Origin of the sequence: uncultured Rhodospira sp. (genome assembly GCF_937138205.1) — a bacterium.
Classification (GTDB): Bacteria; Pseudomonadota; Alphaproteobacteria; order Rhodospirillales; family Rhodospirillaceae; genus Rhodospira.
The window spans coordinates 62524-80930 of sequence record NZ_CAKZOT010000047.1 but is presented as its reverse complement, the minus strand read 5'-3'; the positions used below and the strand labels follow the sequence as shown (position 1 = coordinate 80930).

Here is an 18407-nt window from a genome sequence, read left to right as displayed (position 1 = left end):
GATCGATTCAGAACTTTCGCGCGTTGTCACGCCCTAATTCACCCGATTGCCCTGGACAGGCCGCGAACCGATCTTGACGCCGCCAGGCGGATGGGCTATCCACCGCCGTTCCTCGCCCCTGCACGCGGCGAGGCCGGCGCGCCGTTTCATGCCGCGCCCGATGGCGGGTATAGCTCAGTTGGTTAGAGCGCTTGGTTGTGGTCCAAGAGGTCGTCGGTTCAAATCCGACTACTCGCCCCAATTTCCTTCCTCCTCGATCAGACTCGCACGCCGGCCCACGCCGCCGACCGCGTGCAAGGGCGGATCGCGTCCCATTTGACCCGCTCGGCAGGGCAAATGGGACGCGTGAATCCGCCCGAACGATCTGCTCTAGAGGCCCGGGCCGGCAGTGCCGCATGGTCCAGGTCTCACAGAAACGAGTCGTCGTCGTGGCACGGCCGGCCTTCGGACTCGCCGAACAGAACGTAGTGTTCCAGCGGGTTCATGCCGCTGTCCGCCACGTCGGGGTTCAGCGCCAGATACCCGTCGGTGTCGAAGTGGGGGGACGGATCGCGCCCCTCGTGCCAGCCGTATTCGGCAAAGTGCGCCAGGGCGTTCATGCCGCTGGTCGCCACATCGGAATAGACGTCCAGGTATCCGTCGGTATCGAAATGAGCATTCGGATCGCGCCCTTCGCTGGCACCGTGTGTCAGGTAGTGGGTCAGGGCGTCCATGCCGGCGGCGGCGACGTCCTGGTAGGCCGCCAGATACCAGGCCGCATCGAACAGCGCCAAGAGCGACTGAATGCCAGCGACCGGCAACAGATCGTCGAACGGCCCTTCACCATGCGGGCTGTCGTCATACGGCCCGTGGCCCCAGTCCCGGTCGTGGTCGGACCAATGATCGTCATACCGGTCATCGTCGAAATAGCCGTCGTTGTCTCGGTGGTGTTCGTACCAATCGTCATCGTCCCAGTCGTCATCGTCCCAGTCGTCATCGTACCAATCGTGTTCATACCAATCGTCGTGGCTCATCGCTGCCGTCCTCCCCATTCGAGACCGCCACTGTTCCGTGGCATGGTGACACCATAGGGATCCGTCCCTGACAGGGTCCTGACGGATCCGGAACGTTTGTCAGACCGTCCCGTTGTCCGCCTTTCCCCGGGCTCCCGTGATGAACCGAATACAAACACCGTTTTGCGCTATGCCAGGGTGAAGGCACGTGCGCGCTTTTCTCGATCCGTTTCAAAGTCCTGCGTTCTGATCAAGCGCCCAACCGCAGAATTTGGGATGAATTGGATAGCCCTATCCAGGGAAGGAGGTTCGGTCCGCCCCTGGGGCTGCCAGCATTTCCCATCGGTAGCCGCGCGGCCAACACGAGATCTTCTGACCCTGCCTCGCGCCGATCCCGCAGTCCATCAATCCGGACTGCAACAGAACTGCCGCGAGATTGCGACAGAGGACGACAAGATGTCGGACACAGTCTCGTGATGTCCCCGGAGTTCACGAGGCCGGCGCTGACCCTTGGTCGCGATCCGGACCCGTTGCCTTACTTGTTCTTGAAGTCCGGCTGGCGCTTTTCGACGAAGGCGGCCATGCCTTCCTTCTGGTCCTCGGTGGCGAAGGTGGAGTGGAACAGGCGGCGCTCGAACCGCAGCCCCTCGCCCAGGGTGGTCTCGAAGGCGCGGTTGACCGCCTCCTTGGTCATCATCACCACCGGCAACGACAGGTCGGCGATCTTGGCGGCCGTCTTGATGGCCTCGTCCTTGAGGTCATCCACCGGCACGACGCGGCTGACCAGACCGGCCCGTTCAGCCTCGGCAACGTCCATCATGCGCCCGGTCAGGCACATTTCCATGGCCTTGGACTTGCCGACGAAGCGGGTCAGGCGCTGCGACCCCCCGGCCCCGGGCATGGTGCCGATGGTGATCTCCGGCTGGCCGAACTTGGCGTTCTCGGCCGCCAGGATGAAGTCGCACATCATGGCCAGCTCGCAGCCGCCCCCCAGGGCATAACCGGCGACGGCCGCGATCACCGGCTTGCGGCAGGTGGAGGCGCGTTCCCAGTCGACGGTGATGAAGTCCTCCATGTAGGCGTCCATGTAGGACTTGTTGGCCATCTCCTTGATGTCGGCGCCGGCGGCGAACGCCTTCTCGCTGCCGGTCAGGACGATGGCGCCGATGTCGTCATTGGCCTCGAAGCTGTCGAGCGCCATCGCCAGTTCGCGGGTCAGTCCCTTTGACAGGGCATTCAGGGCCTTCGGCCGGTTCAGGATGATGACGCCCACCTTGCCGTGGGTTTCCACCAGGATGTTCTCGTAGGCCATGATTGACGCTCCGCTCTGATCCGCACCGTTGAGTCGCGGGGGAAGATCCCTGTGGGAAACCGGGTCAGCCGAAGGGGCGCGGACGCTTCTCGTGCCAGCAGTCGGGCCGTCGGTCAAGAGCCCGGCGCGATGCGGAACCGGACCGTCAAGGGGTCGGCCCCCTGCGGAAACGACAGCGTCAGGACCTCGCCCTCGCGGCGGAAGGTCAGGCCGCCGGCGTGGCGCCAGCCAAGCTGAGGCAGACTGTCGACATAGAAGCGCTCGACCCGCGCCCGGTCAAGGAACCCGACCGCGAAGGCCTCGACAATGCGGCCCTGGGCCGTCTCGAACACCACCCCCTGGTCCGGCATCTGCCGCAGCCCGGCCATGAGCGGCAGGTCCTCGGTGCCGGCGACGAACGCCCCCGCCTCCCCCGCCCCCGCTTCAGCCAACACCGCGCGCGCCGGCATCGCCGCCACCAGGGCGACGGCCACCATCGCGCCGGCCAGTCTCCCGAACCCGTGTTTCATGGCTGGGCACGCTACATCAGCGCTGTCGGCGGGCACAGTAAAATGTGGAGCGTCCCCCCTGCACCAGGCGCCGGATCCCGCCCTCGCGCGCCACGTCGCAGTCGCAGCCGGGACAGGGCTGCCCCTCCTTGTCGTAGACCGCGAACGCGTGCTGGAAATAGCCGAGCTCGCCATTCGCCTGGCGGTGATCCCGCAGAGTCGAGCCGCCCGACTCCAGCGCCTCCAGCAGGACGGCCTGGATGGCCACGGCCAGCCGCGCGGCGCGCGCACCGGAGACGGAGCCGGCCAGCCGGCGCGGCGACAATCCGGCGCGAAACAGGCTCTCGCTGACATAGATGTTGCCCAGGCCGGCCACCACGCGCTGGTCGAGCAACGCCGCCTTGACGGAACAGCGCTTGCCGGCCAGCCGCGCCGCCAGCGCCGGGCCGTCGAAGGCGCCGTCCAGCGGTTCCGGCCCCAGGTGGGCGAGCAGCGGGTGGGCCTCCACCCCCAGCGCGGTGCTCAACAGCAGGGCGCCGAATCGGCGCGGGTCGTGGAAGGTCACGCACGCGCCCGCGTCGGTCTCCAGGATCACGTGGTCGTGCAGGGCCGGCGCCTCGCCCGGCGGACGCACCGCCAGCGAGCCCGACATGCCCAGGTGTCCGATCACAACCCGGTCGTCATCCAGCCGGATCAACAGGTACTTGCCGCGCCGGTCCAGGGCCTCGACCCGCCGACCGGTCAGCGCCCGCGCGAACTCCAGCGGCACCGGCCAGCGCAGCATGGGCTGGCGCACCACCACCCGCGTCAGTCGGCGGCCCAACAACACCGGCGCTAGGCCACGGCGGACGGTCTCCACCTCGGGCAGTTCGGGCATGAATGGAGGACTCCAGACCGGCGGACAACCGCCCCATATAGACGCACGGCGCCCGCGCGACAATTCTGGTGCGGCGCCCCTCGATCCGTTAAGGTGCCGCGCATGACACAGCATGACTCCGACACGCCGGAGTCCGGCTCCGCCGCCCCGGCCGACCCGGACACCACCCACTTCGGATACCGCACCGTCCGCGCCGCCGAAAAGGCCGGCATGGTTCGGGGCGTGTTCGATTCCGTGGCCTCGCGCTACGACCTGATGAACGACCTGATGAGCGGGGGCGTCCATCGCCTCTGGAAGGATTCGTTCGTCGACATGGTCGCGCCCCAGGCCGGGATGACCTGCCTGGACGTCGGCGGCGGCACCGGCGATATCGCCTTTCGCCTGCTCGACCGCATGACCCGTCGCGCCGAGGCATCACGCCGCCGCATGGGCCGTGCCGACCCCGACGTCGACGCCTCGGACGAGGCGCTGGCGCCCGCGCCGCCGGCCGGCGGCGGCCGAGTCATGGTTTGCGACATCAACGAAAACATGATCCGGGTGGGGCGTGACCGCGCGCTCGACCGGGGCCTGGTGGCCGGCCTGGACTGGATGGTGGGCGACGCCGAAAAGTTGCCGGTGGACGACGCCAGCGTCGATCTCTACACGATCGCCTTCTGCCTGCGGAACGTCACCCGCATCGACGCCGCCCTGGCCGAGGCCCGCCGTGTGCTGAAGCCCGGCGGCCGCTTTTTCTGCCTGGAGTTCAGCAAGGTCGTGGTGCCCGGCCTGGATCGGCTGTATGACACCTACTCCTTCTCGGTCCTTCCGACCCTGGGGCAGGTCGTGGCGCGCGACCGCGAGTCCTATGAGTACCTTGCGGAAAGCATCCGCCGGTTCCCGCCGCAGGAGGAGCTGTGCCGGCGCATGTCGGCCGCCGGCCTGCGGCGTGTTCGGTATCGCAATCTCTCGGCGGGGATCGCCGCCATTCACTCGGGCTGGCGCCTCTAGGCCCGACCCCGGACCCGTCTCATGCAACGCCTCGGCCGCAATCTGATCCGCCTGTGGGTGATCGCCCGCGTGCTGGCGCGCCACAACGCCCTGTTCCTGCTCGAACGGGTCGGCGTGGCCAAGCCGGTCATCGCCGCCGCCCGCCTGTTCGTCAACCGCAAGGCGCCGGGCCGGCCGGGCCAGCGGCTGGCCAATGCCCTGGTGGAACTGGGGCCGACGGCCATCAAGTTCGGCCAGGCGCTGTCCATCCGCTCCGACCTGCTCGGCGAGGAGATCTCCGCCGACCTGTCCGACCTGCAGGACCGGCTGCCGCCGTTCCCGTTCGAGCAGGTGCGGGAGATCATCGAGTCGGAACTCGATCGCCCGCTTGAGGTGCTGTACGAAACCTTCGACGAAACGCCGGTCGCCGCCGCCTCCATCGCCCAGGTGCATTTCGCCATCACGCCCCCCGACAAGACCTATCCGGAGGGCCGCAAGGTGGCGGTGAAGGTGCTGCGGCCGGGGGTCGAGGCGGCGTTCCGGCGCGACATCGCCCTGCTTCTCTGGTTGGCGGAGGTGATGGAATCGACCCAGCCGGTCATGAAGCGCCTGAAACCGGTTGAAACCATCCGCACGTTCGAGGTCTCGGTCCACATGGAGATGGACCTGCGGTTCGAGGCCGCCGCCGCCAGCGAGATGGCCGAGAACTTCGCCGGCGACGAGACCTTCCGCGTGCCGGAGGTGGACTGGTCGCGCACCGGCCAGCAGGTCATGACCCAGGAGCGCATCGTCGGCATTCCGGTCGACGAGATCGACACGATGGTCGCGGCCGGGCTGGACCCGCTGGAGGTGATCCGCCGCACCTCCAATGCCTTCTTCAACATGGTGTTCCGCGACGGCTTCTTTCACGCCGACATGCACCCGGGGAATCTGTTCGTCGAACCGGACGGCACCGTCGTCGCCGTGGACTTCGGCATCATGGGCCGCGTCGACTCCGCCACCCGGCGCACCCTGGGCGAGATGCTGCTGGGGTTCCTGACCCGCGACTACCGCCGCGTCGCCGTGGCGCATTTTGTCGCCGGCTGGATCCCGGCCGACCAGTCGGTCGAGGCCTTCACCCAGGCGTCGCGCTCCATCGCCGAGCCGATCCTGGGCAAGCCGCTGGCCGAGATCTCCATTGCCCGCCTGCTGGCGCAGCTGTTCCAGGTCACCGAAACCTTCCAGATGTCGACCCAGCCGCAGCTTCTGTTGCTGCAAAAAAGTATGCTGGTGACCGAGGGCGTCGGCCGCACCGTGGCGCCCACGGTGAACATGTGGGAACTGGCGCAGCCGCTGATCGAAAAGTGGATGGCCGAGACCCTGGGGCCGGTGGGGCGCCTGCGCAGCGGCTTCGAGACGCTGACCACGGCGGCGGACCGGCTGCCGAAGATCCTGGATCACGCCGACCGCGCCGCCTCGATGATCAGCGCCGACGGCCTGCGCCTGCATCCCGACACGCTGAAGGCCATGGGGCCGCGCCGGAACCCGGTGTTGAGAGTGCTGCCGTGGGGCCTGGTGGCCATCCTGGTGACGCTGCTGGTGGTGCTGGACTGAGGGCGGCGCCGCGCCGCCGGGTGTCACCCCTCCCGAACTCCCCCATTGTGGGGGAGGTTGGGAGCGTTCGCGTGAGCCGACAGGACGGAACAGAACCCCTCCCCAACCCTCCCCGTAAACGGCTATCTGATTCACACAACGTTGTTTCTGTTTGTCATTGCGAGGAACGAAGTGACGAAGCAATCCAGGGCGGATACTTGTGTTTTTCGCCCTGGATTGCTTCACCCTCGTCTTGCGACGAGGGTTCGCAATGACGAGTCACATCGTCGCGCGAGCGAAGTGCCGCCGCTTCGGCGGAAAGACGTGTGAATACCATAGATGAAATGGGGCGGGTTGGCGTGGGGTCTTGCGCGGCTCTGGCAGCTCGCGCGACCGTTGGCGCAGACGTGTGAAGACGATCGCCCCTCACGTTCAGGGTCGAGACGCCGCCCTATTTATACTATGCTCGAAACGAGCGGGAGCGTTGACCCGTCCGCGTCATGGCACCGGGGCAGACAAACGACCCTGGGCGAACGGCGGGCGTCGATCACAGGGAGGATTGAGAATGCTTCGTAAACTCGTTCCGGAGATCGTCAACACCAGTGTTCTCATCAGCGTCGGGCCGGACGCCTCGGCCCGCGATGCGGCTGTCGCCATGGCCACCCACCGCGTCGGTGCCGTCCTGGTGATGGACGGCAAGCGGCTCAGCGGCATCATCACCGAACGCGACATCACCGCCCGCGTCGTCGCCATCGGCCGCAATCCGGTGGCCACCCGGGCCGACGAGATCATGACACCCGATCCGCACACCTTGCCGGCGAATGCCTCCGCCACCGAGGCCCTCAACCTGATGCAGGAGGAAGGGTTCCGCCACCTGCCCCTGGTCGACGGGGACCGGGTGGTGTCGATGGTGTCCATGCGCGACCTGCACCGGGCCATGCATGACCAGATGAGCCGCGACCTGAGCGAGCGGGACGCCTACATCCACGGCGAGAACTACGGCGTCGCGTAGTCGGCCGTCACGTCTGTACATCGGCGAGGCGGGAGTCGGGCCGCGAGAACACCCCGATCCACCGCTTCAATCCTCGTCGTCCCAATCCTCGTCCCACGGATCGCCGAGCGGCTCGTCGTCGTCCGCCGCCTCGGGCGGAAGGACGGGTACGGTGCGCCCTGTCTCCTGCCCGGCGGCATTGGTCAGCGCCGGCTGGAACAGGTCGGCCAACGCCGCGCGCTCGTCGGCCGTCAACACCCCCAGAGTCTCCAAGACCAAACCCAGCGCCACTTCGGCGGCACGGGCGGCGCCGTCGTCGATCTTCAGCGCCACGCCCAGGCCCGGCTCGGGCAGCAGCGCCACCATGACGCCCTCGGCCCCGCGCTTGACCAGCACGCGCCCGCCGGTGGCGCGGATGACGCGCGAGTCGCACGAACCGGGGCCGGCCACCAGGTCGGGGCACGCCGCCATGGCCGCCCGCAGACGGTTCGCCGCGCCCGCCCGCGCGGGCTCCAGGCCGGACGGATCCGCCAGCCGCGCCGTCCCCAGCGCCACCGCCCACAACGGCAGCGCCGGAGAGGGGATGCCGCAGCCCTCCACGCCCCAGGGCACCGTCTCCATGTCGATGTCGGTGAGATCGCCCAGCACCGCCGTAACCGCCTGCTGCACGGCATGGTCGGCCCGGCTATAGCCGGCAGTCGGCGCGCCCAGGGCCAGCGCCAGCCGCAGGAACCCGGTGTGCTGGCCGGCGCAGTTGTGGTGCGCCGGGCCGGGTGCGCCGCCGCGCCGGGCAAGATCACGCGTCGCCTCCGGGTCCAGCGGCCAATCGCGCCCACCGCACTCCAAGTCGGCCTCGGTCAGGCCCATCGCGGCCAGCCACGCGCGAATCCGGTCCACGTGCATCGGCCAGCCCCCGTGCGAGGCTGTGTGCAGCGCGATCCGCTCCGCCGTCAGGTCGGGCGCGTCGGGCAACGCCTCCAGCAGAGGCAGCGCCTGAATCGGCTTCAGCGCCGAACGCGCGAACACCGGCCGCTCGACATCGCCCCAGGCCAGCACCGGCCGGCCGTCGGCGCGCAGGGCGATGGCCGCGCCGCGATGGAAGGACTCGATCGCCTCGCCGCGCGTCAGGGCCACCAGGACCGGATTGTCGGGAAAACGGACCGAGTCCTCTGGCGCCGGGTCGGCGGGAGCGGACAAAGGCACCTCGGGCATGGCGGCAGTCCGATACAGAGGGCGGACGGGGCGGGACGGCGATCGTGGCAGAGCGCCCCGGCCCGGACAATCCCCGGCGTCACGCTCGGCCCTGTGTGTTCGCATGTGCAACAGCGTGTTGCTCCGGAGCGGGACGTGATATAGGACAGGCCCACCGAGGCACGGTGCCGCTCGCCGGCGCGTGCGAGGCTATCCAGGTGCGCCAAGGAGGCAGAGGCCCATTGCCCGCCACCATCCTGATTCTCAATGGACCAAACCTGAACCTGCTGGGCCGGCGTGAGCCGACCGTGTATGGGCACGAGACGCTCGACGAGATCGCCGCCGCCTGCCGGGCGCGGGGCGAGGCCCTCGGCTACGCCATCGATTTCCGGCAGAGCAACCACGAGGGCGAACTGATCGAGTGGATCCAGACCGCCCACACCGACGTGCGCGGCATCATCATCAATGCCGCCGGGTACACGCATACCTCCGTGGCCCTGGCCGACGCCCTGCGCGCCGTCGGACGACCGGTGATCGAGGTGCATCTGTCGAACGTTTTTGCCCGTGAGTCTTTCCGCCACACGTCCTACATCTCCCCCATCGCGGCCGGGGTCATCGCCGGCCTGGGAGGACAGGGCTATGGGCTGGCCCTGGAGGCCATGAGCCGCCTGCTCAACGCGAGTCCCGATCCCGGGGCTCAATCGACCACCCCTTGACGCCGCCGGGTCCGCCCGGCCGGTCTGTTCCCTGTGATGAAAGGCCGAAGACACCATCATGGCCAGCACTCCCATCGACACCGACGCCGTCCGGGCGCTTGCCGACCTGCTTGGCGAAACCGGCCTGTCCGAGATCGAGTACGACACCGGCGAGGTGCGCATCCGGGTGGCCCGCACGCTGACCGTCGCCGCCAGCGCCGCCGCCGCCGCGCCGCCACCGGCCCCGGCGGAGCCACCCGCGGGCGGCGGCGCAGCGGCCCGGCCCGAGGAGCACCCCGGCGCCGTGACCTCGCCCATGGTTGGGGTGGTCTACCTGGCGCCCGAGCCGGGCGCCCCCGACTTCATCAAGGTCGGCGACTCGGTCGAGGACGGCGCCACCCTGCTGCTGATCGAGGCCATGAAGACCTTCAACCCCGTGCGGGCGCCGCGCGCCGGCCGTGTCACCGCCATCCTGGTGGGCGATGCGACGCCGGTGGAGTACGGCGAGCCGCTGGTGGTCATTGAATAGGGCTGGCGCCGATGTCCTCTCCCTCCGCCCCGGAGCGCCCTCCGATCGAGTTCGAGAAGGTGCTGATCGCCAACCGCGGCGAGATCGCGCTGCGCATCCTGCGCGCGTGCCGCGAGATGGGCATCCACACCGTCGCCGTGCATTCCACCGCCGATGCTGAAGCCATGCACGTGCGCCTGGCCGATGAATCGGTGTGCATTGGCCCGCCGTCCGCCCGCGACAGCTACCTGAACAAGGTGGCGTTGCTGGCGGCGGCCACGGTCACCGGCTGCGACGCGATCCATCCCGGCTACGGGTTCCTGTCGGAAAACGCCGACTTCGCCGAGATGGTGCACGACCACCACATGGCCTTCATCGGCCCGCCGGCGCGCCTGATCCGCATGATGGGCGACAAGATCGCCGCCAAGCGGGCCGCCGCCGAGGCCGGCTTGCCGGTCGTGCCGGGCTCCAAGGGCGCCGTCACCAGCGACGCCGAGGCCGTGGCCATGGCCGAGCAGATCGGCTATCCGGTGCTCATCAAGGCCGCCGCCGGCGGCGGCGGGCGCGGCATGAAGGTGGCCAACACCGCGGACCAGGTGGTCGAGGCCTGGCAGACCGCGCGCACCGAGGCCCTGGCCGGCTTCGGCAGCGCCGAAGTCTACATGGAGAAGTACCTCGGCAACCCGCGCCACATCGAGGTGCAGATCCTGGCCGACATGCACGGCACTGTCGTGCACCTGGGCGAGCGCGACTGTTCGCTTCAGCGCAAGCACCAGAAGGTTCTGGAAGAGGCGCCCTCGCCCGCGCTCGACGCGGCGGCGCGCGAACGCATCGGCGCCGTCGCCTGCAAGGCGGCGCGCACGCTGGGCTATCACAACGCCGGCACCATGGAGTTCCTGTACGAGGACGGGCAGTTCTATTTCATGGAAATGAACACCCGCCTGCAGGTGGAACACCCGGTCTCCGAGATGATCACCACGCTCGACCTGGTGAAGGAACAGATCCGCGTCGCCCAGGGCGAGCACCTGGGCTACACCCAGGACGACATCCGCTTCCACGGCCACGCCATCGAATGCCGCATCAACGCCGAGAACCCGGTGACCTTCGCCCCGTCGCCCGGCACGATCGGCCGCTATCACGCCCCCGGCGGCATGGGCGTGCGGGTCGAGTCCGGGTTGTATACGGGCTTGAAGGTCCCGCCGCACTACGACAGCATGATCGCCAAGCTGATCGTCCACGGCGCCAACCGCACCGAATGCCTGATGCGCCTGCGCCGGGCGCTGGGCGAGTATGTGATCGAAGGGGTTGAAACCACCATCCCGCTGCACCAGCGTTTGATGCAGGCGCCCGCCTTCGTCACCGGCGACTATGACATCCGTTGGCTGGAACGGTTCGTGACAGAGGGGGCGTGAGGCGCGCCCCCCCGACCAGGAGGACCATAGCCCGTGCGGCATATTTCCAAGCTTTGTGTCCTGGGCCTGATGGGCGTGGGCTTTGCCGGTCCGGCATTCGCGGCCGACGACGATGACGGGGCCATCATCACGTTTCAGCTCGAAAACGACACCTTCGCCAACACCGACCGCAACTACACCAACGGCATCGTCATCGGCTACAGCCCGGCGATGCGCGATACCCCATGGGCGGACGGTCTCGCCGATGTCCTGCCGTTGATGTCGTCGTACGGGCGCGAGCGCGTGCTGTTCACCGTCGGTCAGACCATGTTCACGCCAAGCGACATCACGATCCGCGAACCGCAGCCCGACGATCACCCCTGGGCGGGGTTTCTGTTCGCCTCCATGGAACTTCTCAGCGAGGCCGAGCGGCACCTGGACCACATGTCACTGACGCTGGGCGTGGTGGGGCCGGCCTCGCAGGCCGGCGAAACGCAATCGTTCGTCCACGACATCATGCACGTCGCCGAGCCGCGCGGCTGGGACAACCAGATCGACAACGAACCCGTGGTCAATCTCGGCTACAAGCGAAGCTGGCCGGGCGCGGTCAGGGCCGAGCCCCTGGGCCTGGAGGCGGACATCACGCCGCACGTCGGTGCCGCCCTCGGCAACGCCTATATCCACGCCAACGCCGGGTTCATGGTGCGGCTGGGGCAGTCCTTGCGGGTGGACGCCGGCCCACCCCTGATCGGGCCGAGCCAGCCCGGCACGGCGGTGTTCGACCCCGGCGCCGGCGACGGCTGGTACGTGTTCGCCGGCACCGACGTGCGCGCCGTGGCCCGCAACATCTTCCTGGACGGCAACACCTTCGGCGACGGCAGCCCGAGCGTGGACAAAAATTACCTCGTCGGCGAGCTGCGCGCCGGCATCGAGGTGACGCTCAACGACGTGCGCGTCGGCTATACCCATGTGGTCGGAACCAAGCAGTTCGAGACCCAGCGCGGCCTGACCAACCACGGCGCCGTGAGCATCGCGGTGAGTTTTTAGGGCGGATCGTGATCAATCTGAAGCACGAGGTGATTCAGATTGACCACGATTTGCCCTTGGATCGGTCGCCATTGAGGAGGCGTCGCGAAAGCAAGCGACACGTGGCATCCTGGACTCACATTTACGACGCGAATGCGCTACTGTCGCCCGATGGTTACGTTCGCGGATGTCTATGCGGCTCCCAAAAGGATCGTCGTATTCACCGGCTGGGCATCTGCCGAGCCGGAGACGGGAGCGATCTTCTTTGAGGTCCCGCTCGAAATATCCGGCATCGTCCAGGCTGGCCTTTTCTTGAAAGGTGTGGCCTTTGCTGATCGCCCCGACGAGCACGTTTCTTTCGAGATAGCCCTGCGCAACATCGGCGGACGCCGGCGGGAGCCCCTGGCCCGCCTGGACTGGCGACCAATTGACGGCGGCCACACCAACCAAAGACGAAAAGACGTCCCTCAGGGCCTTGGTGGCACGCGCATCAACGGGACCCATTTGCACGGGTTCGACCTGAACTGGTTTGAGGATCAAGCCCGGATGCGAAAGGGAAACCTTCCAATTGCGCGCGCAGCCGAAAGCCTCGAAAGCTTTGAAATGGCACGCGATTTTGCCGGGAAACAGTTTGGCATCAAGAACATGGACATTGTCCAACGGCCGCCTTTGGAGTACGATCTCTTTCATGGACCAAACGCTTGACACCCGTTCCGAGCACTTCGCCGCGGCGGTTGACGCTGCCGCGCGGGAGCTCGTGTCGTGCAGCACACGCGGCACGGCCAGCTATGTCAGGCTACCCCTTCTTTATCCGGATGGCTCCAGCGTCACGGTTCGTATTGACCCTGTTGAGGGCGGCCTTCGGGTCAGCGACAACGGGTTCGCCTTCCGTGAAATCGAGACCGTCGGCGCGGAACGCTCCTTTGCCCGGACAGCGGCCACGATCGCGAAGAATGAGGGCGTTCTCGTGGATCGCCGTAAGGTTTTCGTCGATGCCCCGCAAGACAAGCTTTTCCGTGCCATCTGTGATGTGGCGGCGGCCTCTTGGCGGATCGCGGATCGCGTTTATGAACGCCTGGAGGACACCGAACTCTCGGAAATTGAGGCCCAGGTGAAAGACCGCCTGTCCGGCGTCTTCGGGATCGGTAATGTCCAGACCGACGCCAAGGTGATCGGCAGTTCCGCGACGGAGTGGGACGTCACGGCTGTTGTGAATGCCGGCGGTCACAAAGCCATTTTTCAGGCTGTCAACACCCACGGAACGTCAATCTACAAAGCCAGCACGGCATTCCGGGACATCGCTGAACTGGAAAACGCGCCCCGCCTCGTCGCGGTCGTGCGAAACAAGGAAGAGCTAGGGCGAAAACTCCTCCTGATATCCCGCGAAGGCCGGGTCATCGAGGCAGGAGGGGCCGAGGAGATCTTCCGAAAAGCCGCCGCCTAAAACAACATTGTGCTGCCATTCTTGCCCAGACTCACACCGCCGCGCCCCTTGACCCGTCCGGCGGTGTCGGCCCGATCATCATCGGCGCGGTGATGCCCTCGGCCGCACCGGCCCGAAACGCCGCCGGGCGCTCCTGCAATGCCTCGGCCATGCGGGTGAGGCCCGGCACCTGCGCAAGGTCCGCCATCAACGGCGCGTCGGCCGGATAGAGTTGCGCCCAGCGCAGGCAGACCGCCGCGTACAGGTCCACCACCGACAGCGTCCCATCGCACAGCCAGGGACCGTCGCCAGCCCGGTACGCCGCGTCCAGCAGGCCGAAGGCGTGCCGCGCCCGCGCGTGGGCGAGACGGATCGCCTCCGGATCGTTGCCGACAAGGTGGGGATAGAACACCAGCCGCAAGCCCGTGTGCAGCGTGTTCGAGGCGAAGAACAGCCAGCTCAGGAACCGCCCCCGCGCCGGGTTGGCCGGCGCCGGGGCCAAGCCGCCGTGCCGGTCGGCCAGCAGCAGGGCGATGGCGGCGGTCTCGAAAACCGGTTCACCGTCGATCACGCACACGGGGATCAGCCCCTGCGGGTTCAGGCGCTTATAGGCGGCGCTCTCCTGCTCTCGGGTCGAACGGTCGACCAGCACCGTATCGTACGAGACCTCCAGTTCCTCCAGCACGAGACGGATCACCAGCGAGGCATTGTCGGGCGCGAAATAGAGCGTGGTCATGGCGGGTCCGATGGTCACGGCGAGTGATTGTGCGCACCCTAGCATCCCTGGCCCCGTGCTGTCCCTCGTGGCACCGGATCCCGTCATCGAAGCTTAACCGGCGGACTCGGGAATTGATGGCATGGTTGCCCACTGCCGCCCGGCGGGCCGCCCTTGGCGTGCCTCCGGACCAGCGGTTCGCTTATCCCAGCCAAGGAGACACCGCCCATGCGTTTTCTGAGCGCCGCCCTCTCGGGCACGGCCCTCGTCGCCCTGAGCGCCGCCCCGGCCCTGGCCGACGGTCCATACTTCACCCGGATCGCCACCTTCCCCGTCTATGAGACCCTGCCCGAGGGCGCCGATCCGGCCACCGAGACGGCGGCCGAGATCATCACCGCCACCCCGGACGGCAAGACGCTGATCTTCACCGACAGCCCGGGCGAGGCTCTGGGATTGATCGACATCGCCGACCCGGCCGCCCCGAAATCCGCCGGGCGCGTGGACCTGGGCGGCGAGCCGACCTCCGTCGCCGTGGTGGGCGGTGTCGCGTTGGTCGGTGTCAACACCGCCGAAAGCTTTGTCGAGCCGTCGGGTCACCTGGCCGTGGTGGACATCGCCTCCGGCGACATCACCGCCACCTGTGACGTCAAGGGTCAGCCGGACTCCGTGGGCGTCAGCCCGGACGGCGCCTTTGTCGCCATCGCCATCGAGAACGAGCGCGACGAGGACCTGAACGAAGGAGTCATCCCGCAGCTTCCGGCTGGCCACCTGTCGGTGTTCGACCTGGGCGACGACGGGACCCCCACCAACTGCGACAGCGTGCGCGTCGTCGACATGACCGGCCTGGCCGAGGTGGCCCCGACCGATCCGGAGCCGGAGTTCGTCTCCATCAACGCCGCAAACCAGGCCGTCGTGACGATGCAGGAAAACAATCACCTGGCCATCGTCGATCTGGCCTCGGGCGAGGTGACGGCCCACTACAGCGCCGGCACCGCCTCGCTGTCGGGCATCCCCACCGAAAAGGCCCGCGCCGTCGACGGCACCGGCAGCCTGACCGACGTCCCGCGCGAGCCGGACGCCGTGGCTTGGATCGATGAAACCCGCTTCATAACCGCCGACGAGGGCGACTACGAGGGCGGCTCGCGCGGGTTCACCATCTTCGCGGCCGACGGCACCGTGCAGTACGCCAGCGGCGCCCTGATGGAGCACCTGGGGATGCGCCACGGCCACTACCCGGCCAAGCGCGCCCACAAGAAGGGCACCGAGCCCGAGGGCGTGGCCGTCGGCACCTACGGCGACGACACGCTGCTGTTCGTGAACTCCGAGCGCGGTAATTTCGTCGCCGTGTTCAAGGACACGGGCGGTGACCCCGAGTACGTTCAGTTCCTGCCCACCGGCGTCGGCCCCGAGGGCCTGCTGGCCATCCCGGGCCGTGACCTGTTCGTGGTCGCCGCCGAGGAGGACAGTGCCGAGGACAAGGTGCGCTCGACCGTCTCCATCTATCAGTACGGCGCCGAGGCGCCGGCCTATCCGACGCTGGTCTCCGCCGACGACGCCGACACCGGCGCGCCGATCGGCTGGGGTGCCATTTCGGGCATGGCCGCCGATCCGGACAACGCGGATGTGGTCTACGCCGTCAGCGACAGCTTCTATGACGACGCCAAGATCTTCACCGTTGACGTCTCGACCAAGCCGGCCACCATCACCGGGGCCGTCGCGCTGACCGGCGGCGCCGCCGACAAGTACGACCTGGAGGGCATTGCCATCCGCTCCGCCGGCGGCTTCTGGGTGGCCAGCGAAGGCCACGACAAGAAGGAGATGGACAACCGCCTGCTGGCCGTGGCCGAGGATGGCACGGTCGAGGAGGAAATCCTCCTGCCGGAGAGCCTGCGCGCCGAGATGAAGCGTTTCGGCTTCGAGGGCGTGGCCGAGTTCACCCACGACGGCGAGACCAAGGTGATCGTGGCCATCCAGCGCGAGTGGACCGACGACCCGGACGGCCGGGTCAAGCTGGGCGTCTACACCCCGGCCAGCGGGGAATGGGCGTTCGTGGGCTATCCCCTCGACGCGCCGCGCAGCCCGGCCGGCGGCTGGGTCGGCCTGTCGGAGATCGTCAGTCTGGGCGACCTGCGCTTCGCCGTGGTGGAGCGCGACAACCAGGGCGGTCCGAACGCGGCCATCAAGCAGGTGACGGTGATCTCGCTGGACGGCGTGACGCCGGTGGCCCACGGCGAGGACTTGCCGGTGGTCGAGAAGTCCGTGGTCCTGGACCTGCTGCCGCTGATGGCGGCCAGCAACGGCTGGACCCCGGACAAGATCGAAAGCCTGGCCATCACCGCCGACGGCACCCTGATCGCCGCCACCGACAACGACGGGGTCGACGACGCCACCGGCGAAACCCAGGTGCTGTACCCGGGCGTGGTCGGTGATCTGAAGTAGGGCCGGCCAAGTCATCAAGAATCGGAGAGGAGGGGCCGGGATGTCCCCTCCTCCCTGACTAGTGCATTTTCGATCCAGACAAACGATGCTCGGTGCATCTTTTGTCTGGATCAATGCACTAGGGCGGATCGCGTCCCATTTGGCCCATCAAGCGGGCCAAATGGGACGCGTGAATCCGCCCTAACGATCTGCTCTATCGTCTCATCGCTTCTGTCGGCCGGTCGCGAAACAGCACGGTGGCGGTGTTGGCAAGCCTCACGGCATTCCGTTGAGGCGGAGCACGGCATGACCCCAGTCGGCCGAGGCCGGGGCCGCGATGTGCGACGCCGGCCCGGCGGCGACCACTCGCTCCGGCGCGAAGAAGACGCTGCCCGTCGTCAGGGCCGTGTGAAGGACCATGCTGAGGCCGACAACCGCCGCGACCCCGGCAAGATGCTCAAGTGGGGAGCAGTTGTTTCTGTTCATCTCGGCCTCCGTCGACATCAAACCCCTGTCTGACACCATGTCGTCTGACACCACATCCATCATACTGTGATTCAATTATGGCTACCAATTGGTTAACAGCTTATCGGTTTGTGGTGGATTAGGCAACCCTCCAAACTGCCGCACGGTGTTGTTCGCGCGGTTGAAACAGCGATGGATGAGTCAGGGCCCTCTGTTTGCGGTATTACATGACATGCGTGCACTATATGCGATTCGCATCAAAGAAACCGCGAGTTTGTTTCTCATTTGACGCGGTCTTCCAGGTTAAGATCTTGATTCGGCGTCTATTTTCCGGCCCAGGCGGAGCGCGGCCGCGGCCCGGCCGCGGCGCCCGGTGGCCGATCGTTCTTCAGGCGAAGCAATGACCGCCGGTCCGACGAGGGCTCAGGCGCCCCGGATCAGACGATCACCGACCAGGCGGACCAACGGTGGGCGCAGGGCTGCCATACGCGAATCATATGGATCGTAACGGAGACGTTTTAAAGTCCTCAGGCCGTGCGCCGCCTGGATCGCCTGACGCGCCAGCGGTCGCACGCGGGCATCGAGCCGCCGGCCGCTGTCGCCCGTCACGGCCCGGACCTGCGCCAGCTCCCGGGCGGCCAGGGCCGACAGCACGGCCACCCCGGCGCGAATGCCGTGTCGATCCGTATCATTGCCAGCCAGGACGGTGCTGGGCTCCCGGCCGGCCGCGCGCACGACCGCCACCGGCAACCGCAGGCGCCCGGCGTTGATCAGCGCTGGCGTCGCCCGGGCCAGCGCCACCAGCCCCCAGGCGGTGCCGGCATGGCGCGCCACGGCACGGCTGGCTGGGTCATCGACGCCCAGCAGGCGGGCGGCGATCTGGCTCAGCGCGCCCGACGTCCGGTCCGCCACGCGCAAGACGGCCGCGTCGTCCGGCGGCGGATCGGGCGGCAGATCCTCGACGCAGGCCTCCAGAAGCGCCACAAGCAACCCCCGGTCCTTGGCCGACAGGTCGGGCAGGACGCGGGTCGCAAGCTCCTCCGCCATCGGATGGCCGCGCGCCGCCGCCATGGGGTCGTCGGCCAGCACCAGGTCGTGCCAGTATTGCAGGCGCACCGCGCCGGCCATGGGATCGGAGACCATGAAGGGCACCCGGGCCAGCTCAACGTGCCACGCGAACAGGGCGAACAGGGCCGGACGGCGCTGCGGCGGGGCCAGCAGGGTGAGCACGAACCGGTCCCGATCTGTGCGCCGAAGCTGCTCGGCCGACGGGGACAGCGGGGCGCCCCGAACCGGTGCGTCGGCCTCATTTCCTGGCCCCCCACCTTCACAGGGCGGGGTGTGGGGCCTATCTACCCTTGTGTCTGGTCCCGCCAT

The 18407-nt window shown here is 67.7% G+C and carries 18 protein-coding genes and 1 tRNA gene; 11 read left to right on the top strand and 8 right to left on the bottom strand.

The annotated features are described in order from the left end of the window. Positions 1-163 precede the first annotated feature (163 nt). Positions 164-240, top strand: a tRNA-His gene (locus tag Q0309_RS06205). Positions 241-407: 167 nt separating this feature from the next. On the opposite strand, the gene Q0309_RS06200 is transcribed toward Q0309_RS06205, so the two are convergent. The 4 genes from Q0309_RS06200 to mutM all read right to left on the bottom strand — a co-directional run bounded on the left by Q0309_RS06200 (position 408) and on the right by mutM (position 3669). Continuing rightward, entirely contained in the window at positions 408-1013 is a 606-nt protein-coding gene (locus tag Q0309_RS06200) for a hypothetical protein (protein ID WP_299438569.1), read from the bottom strand. 514 nt (positions 1014-1527) lie between these two features. Continuing rightward, positions 1528-2304: an enoyl-CoA hydratase gene (locus Q0309_RS06195; RefSeq protein WP_299438567.1), complete on the bottom strand. Its 777-nt coding sequence runs from the start codon at positions 2302-2304 to the stop codon at positions 1528-1530. Between the two features lie 113 nt (positions 2305-2417). Continuing rightward, positions 2418-2813, bottom strand: a complete 396-nt coding sequence (locus tag Q0309_RS06190; protein ID WP_299438565.1) for a hypothetical protein — start codon at positions 2811-2813, stop codon at positions 2418-2420. Positions 2814-2829: 16 nt separating this feature from the next. Next, complete coding sequence (gene mutM / locus Q0309_RS06185) at positions 2830-3669, bottom strand: bifunctional DNA-formamidopyrimidine glycosylase/DNA-(apurinic or apyrimidinic site) lyase (RefSeq protein WP_299438563.1); 840 nt, start codon at positions 3667-3669, stop codon at positions 2830-2832. Between the two features lie 102 nt (positions 3670-3771). Between mutM and Q0309_RS06180 the strand changes: the two genes are divergently transcribed. The 3 genes from Q0309_RS06180 (at position 3772) to Q0309_RS06170 (ending at position 7219) form a co-directional block, all read left to right on the top strand. Next, positions 3772-4656, top strand: coding sequence for a class I SAM-dependent methyltransferase (locus Q0309_RS06180; RefSeq protein ID WP_299438561.1), 885 nt, complete (start codon positions 3772-3774; stop codon positions 4654-4656). A 21-nt stretch (positions 4657-4677) separates the two neighbouring features. Continuing rightward, entirely contained in the window at positions 4678-6228 is a 1551-nt protein-coding gene (gene ubiB, locus Q0309_RS06175; RefSeq protein ID WP_299438559.1) for a 2-polyprenylphenol 6-hydroxylase, read from the top strand. A gap of 544 nt (positions 6229-6772) precedes the next feature. Continuing rightward, positions 6773-7219: a CBS domain-containing protein gene (locus Q0309_RS06170; protein WP_299438556.1), complete on the top strand. Its 447-nt coding sequence runs from the start codon at positions 6773-6775 to the stop codon at positions 7217-7219. 66 nt (positions 7220-7285) lie between these two features. Here Q0309_RS06170 and Q0309_RS06165 read toward each other — a convergent pair whose 3' ends face one another. Then, positions 7286-8410 carry an asparaginase gene (locus tag Q0309_RS06165; RefSeq protein ID WP_299438554.1) on the bottom strand — a complete coding sequence of 375 codons (1125 nt, stop codon included), beginning with the start codon at positions 8408-8410 and terminating at the stop codon, positions 7286-7288. Between the two features lie 221 nt (positions 8411-8631). Here Q0309_RS06165 and aroQ point away from each other — a divergent pair, with 221 nt between their 5' ends. The 6 genes from aroQ to Q0309_RS06135 all read left to right on the top strand — a co-directional run bounded on the left by aroQ (position 8632) and on the right by Q0309_RS06135 (position 13453). Beyond that, on the top strand, positions 8632-9105 hold the full coding sequence (gene aroQ, locus Q0309_RS06160; RefSeq protein WP_299438552.1) for a type II 3-dehydroquinate dehydratase: 474 nt from the start codon (positions 8632-8634) through the stop codon (positions 9103-9105). A 58-nt stretch (positions 9106-9163) separates the two neighbouring features. After that, a complete protein-coding gene (locus tag Q0309_RS06155; protein WP_299438550.1) occupies positions 9164-9613 on the top strand; it encodes an acetyl-CoA carboxylase biotin carboxyl carrier protein subunit in 450 nt (149 codons plus the stop codon). An 11-nt stretch (positions 9614-9624) separates the two neighbouring features. Then, positions 9625-11004 (top strand): acetyl-CoA carboxylase biotin carboxylase subunit, encoded by a 1380-nt coding sequence (accC, locus tag Q0309_RS06150; RefSeq protein WP_299438548.1) that lies wholly within the window; start codon positions 9625-9627, stop codon positions 11002-11004. 33 nt (positions 11005-11037) lie between these two features. Continuing rightward, complete coding sequence (locus Q0309_RS06145; protein ID WP_299438545.1) at positions 11038-12030, top strand: lipid A deacylase LpxR family protein; 993 nt, start codon at positions 11038-11040, stop codon at positions 12028-12030. A gap of 150 nt (positions 12031-12180) precedes the next feature. After that, positions 12181-12714: a hypothetical protein gene (locus tag Q0309_RS06140; protein ID WP_299438543.1), complete on the top strand. Its 534-nt coding sequence runs from the start codon at positions 12181-12183 to the stop codon at positions 12712-12714. After that, on the top strand, positions 12698-13453 hold the full coding sequence (locus Q0309_RS06135) for a hypothetical protein (protein WP_299438542.1): 756 nt from the start codon (positions 12698-12700) through the stop codon (positions 13451-13453). Before Q0309_RS06140 ends, Q0309_RS06135 begins: the two co-directional genes overlap by 17 nt. 31 nt (positions 13454-13484) lie before the next feature. Here the strand turns inward: Q0309_RS06135 and Q0309_RS06130 are convergent, their stop codons facing one another. Further along, a complete protein-coding gene (locus Q0309_RS06130) occupies positions 13485-14168 on the bottom strand; it encodes a glutathione S-transferase family protein (RefSeq protein WP_299438540.1) in 684 nt (227 codons plus the stop codon). A 207-nt stretch (positions 14169-14375) separates the two neighbouring features. Between Q0309_RS06130 and Q0309_RS06125 the strand changes: the two genes are divergently transcribed. Beyond that, positions 14376-16586, top strand: a complete 2211-nt coding sequence (locus tag Q0309_RS06125; protein WP_299438538.1) for an esterase-like activity of phytase family protein — start codon at positions 14376-14378, stop codon at positions 16584-16586. A 255-nt stretch (positions 16587-16841) separates the two neighbouring features. On the opposite strand, the gene Q0309_RS06120 is transcribed toward Q0309_RS06125, so the two are convergent. Both Q0309_RS06120 and Q0309_RS06115 read right to left on the bottom strand, forming a co-directional pair. Further along, positions 16842-17051, bottom strand: a complete 210-nt coding sequence (locus Q0309_RS06120; RefSeq protein WP_299438536.1) for a hypothetical protein — start codon at positions 17049-17051, stop codon at positions 16842-16844. 402 nt (positions 17052-17453) lie between these two features. After that, entirely contained in the window at positions 17454-18407 is a 954-nt protein-coding gene (locus tag Q0309_RS06115; RefSeq protein ID WP_299438534.1) for a squalene/phytoene synthase family protein, read from the bottom strand.

Bases quoted from the DNA above. Each gene is read 5' to 3' on its own strand.
- Q0309_RS06165 (WP_299438554.1), bottom strand. From the start codon at position 8,410: ATGCCCGAGGTGCCTTTGTCCGCTCCCGCCGACCCGGCGCCAGAGGAC.
- Q0309_RS06120 (WP_299438536.1), bottom strand. From the start codon at position 17,051: ATGAACAGAAACAACTGCTCCCCACTTGAGCATCTTGCCGGGGTCGCG.
- Q0309_RS06115 (WP_299438534.1), bottom strand. From the start codon at position 18,407: ATGGCGGGACCAGACACAAGGGTAGATAGGCCCCACACCCCGCCCTGT.
- ubiB (WP_299438559.1), top strand. From the start codon at position 4,678: ATGCAACGCCTCGGCCGCAATCTGATCCGCCTGTGGGTGATCGCCCGC.
- Q0309_RS06200 (WP_299438569.1), bottom strand. From the start codon at position 1,013: ATGAGCCACGACGATTGGTATGAACACGATTGGTACGATGACGACTGG.
- mutM (WP_299438563.1), bottom strand. From the start codon at position 3,669: ATGCCCGAACTGCCCGAGGTGGAGACCGTCCGCCGTGGCCTAGCGCCG.
- Q0309_RS06125 (WP_299438538.1), top strand. From the start codon at position 14,376: ATGCGTTTTCTGAGCGCCGCCCTCTCGGGCACGGCCCTCGTCGCCCTG.
- Q0309_RS06135 (WP_299438542.1), top strand. From the start codon at position 12,698: ATGGACCAAACGCTTGACACCCGTTCCGAGCACTTCGCCGCGGCGGTT.
- Q0309_RS06180 (WP_299438561.1), top strand. From the start codon at position 3,772: ATGACACAGCATGACTCCGACACGCCGGAGTCCGGCTCCGCCGCCCCG.
- Q0309_RS06155 (WP_299438550.1), top strand. From the start codon at position 9,164: ATGGCCAGCACTCCCATCGACACCGACGCCGTCCGGGCGCTTGCCGAC.
- Q0309_RS06190 (WP_299438565.1), bottom strand. From the start codon at position 2,813: ATGAAACACGGGTTCGGGAGACTGGCCGGCGCGATGGTGGCCGTCGCC.
- Q0309_RS06170 (WP_299438556.1), top strand. From the start codon at position 6,773: ATGCTTCGTAAACTCGTTCCGGAGATCGTCAACACCAGTGTTCTCATC.
- Q0309_RS06195 (WP_299438567.1), bottom strand. From the start codon at position 2,304: ATGGCCTACGAGAACATCCTGGTGGAAACCCACGGCAAGGTGGGCGTC.
- accC (WP_299438548.1), top strand. From the start codon at position 9,625: ATGTCCTCTCCCTCCGCCCCGGAGCGCCCTCCGATCGAGTTCGAGAAG.
- Q0309_RS06140 (WP_299438543.1), top strand. From the start codon at position 12,181: ATGGTTACGTTCGCGGATGTCTATGCGGCTCCCAAAAGGATCGTCGTA.
- Q0309_RS06130 (WP_299438540.1), bottom strand. From the start codon at position 14,168: ATGACCACGCTCTATTTCGCGCCCGACAATGCCTCGCTGGTGATCCGT.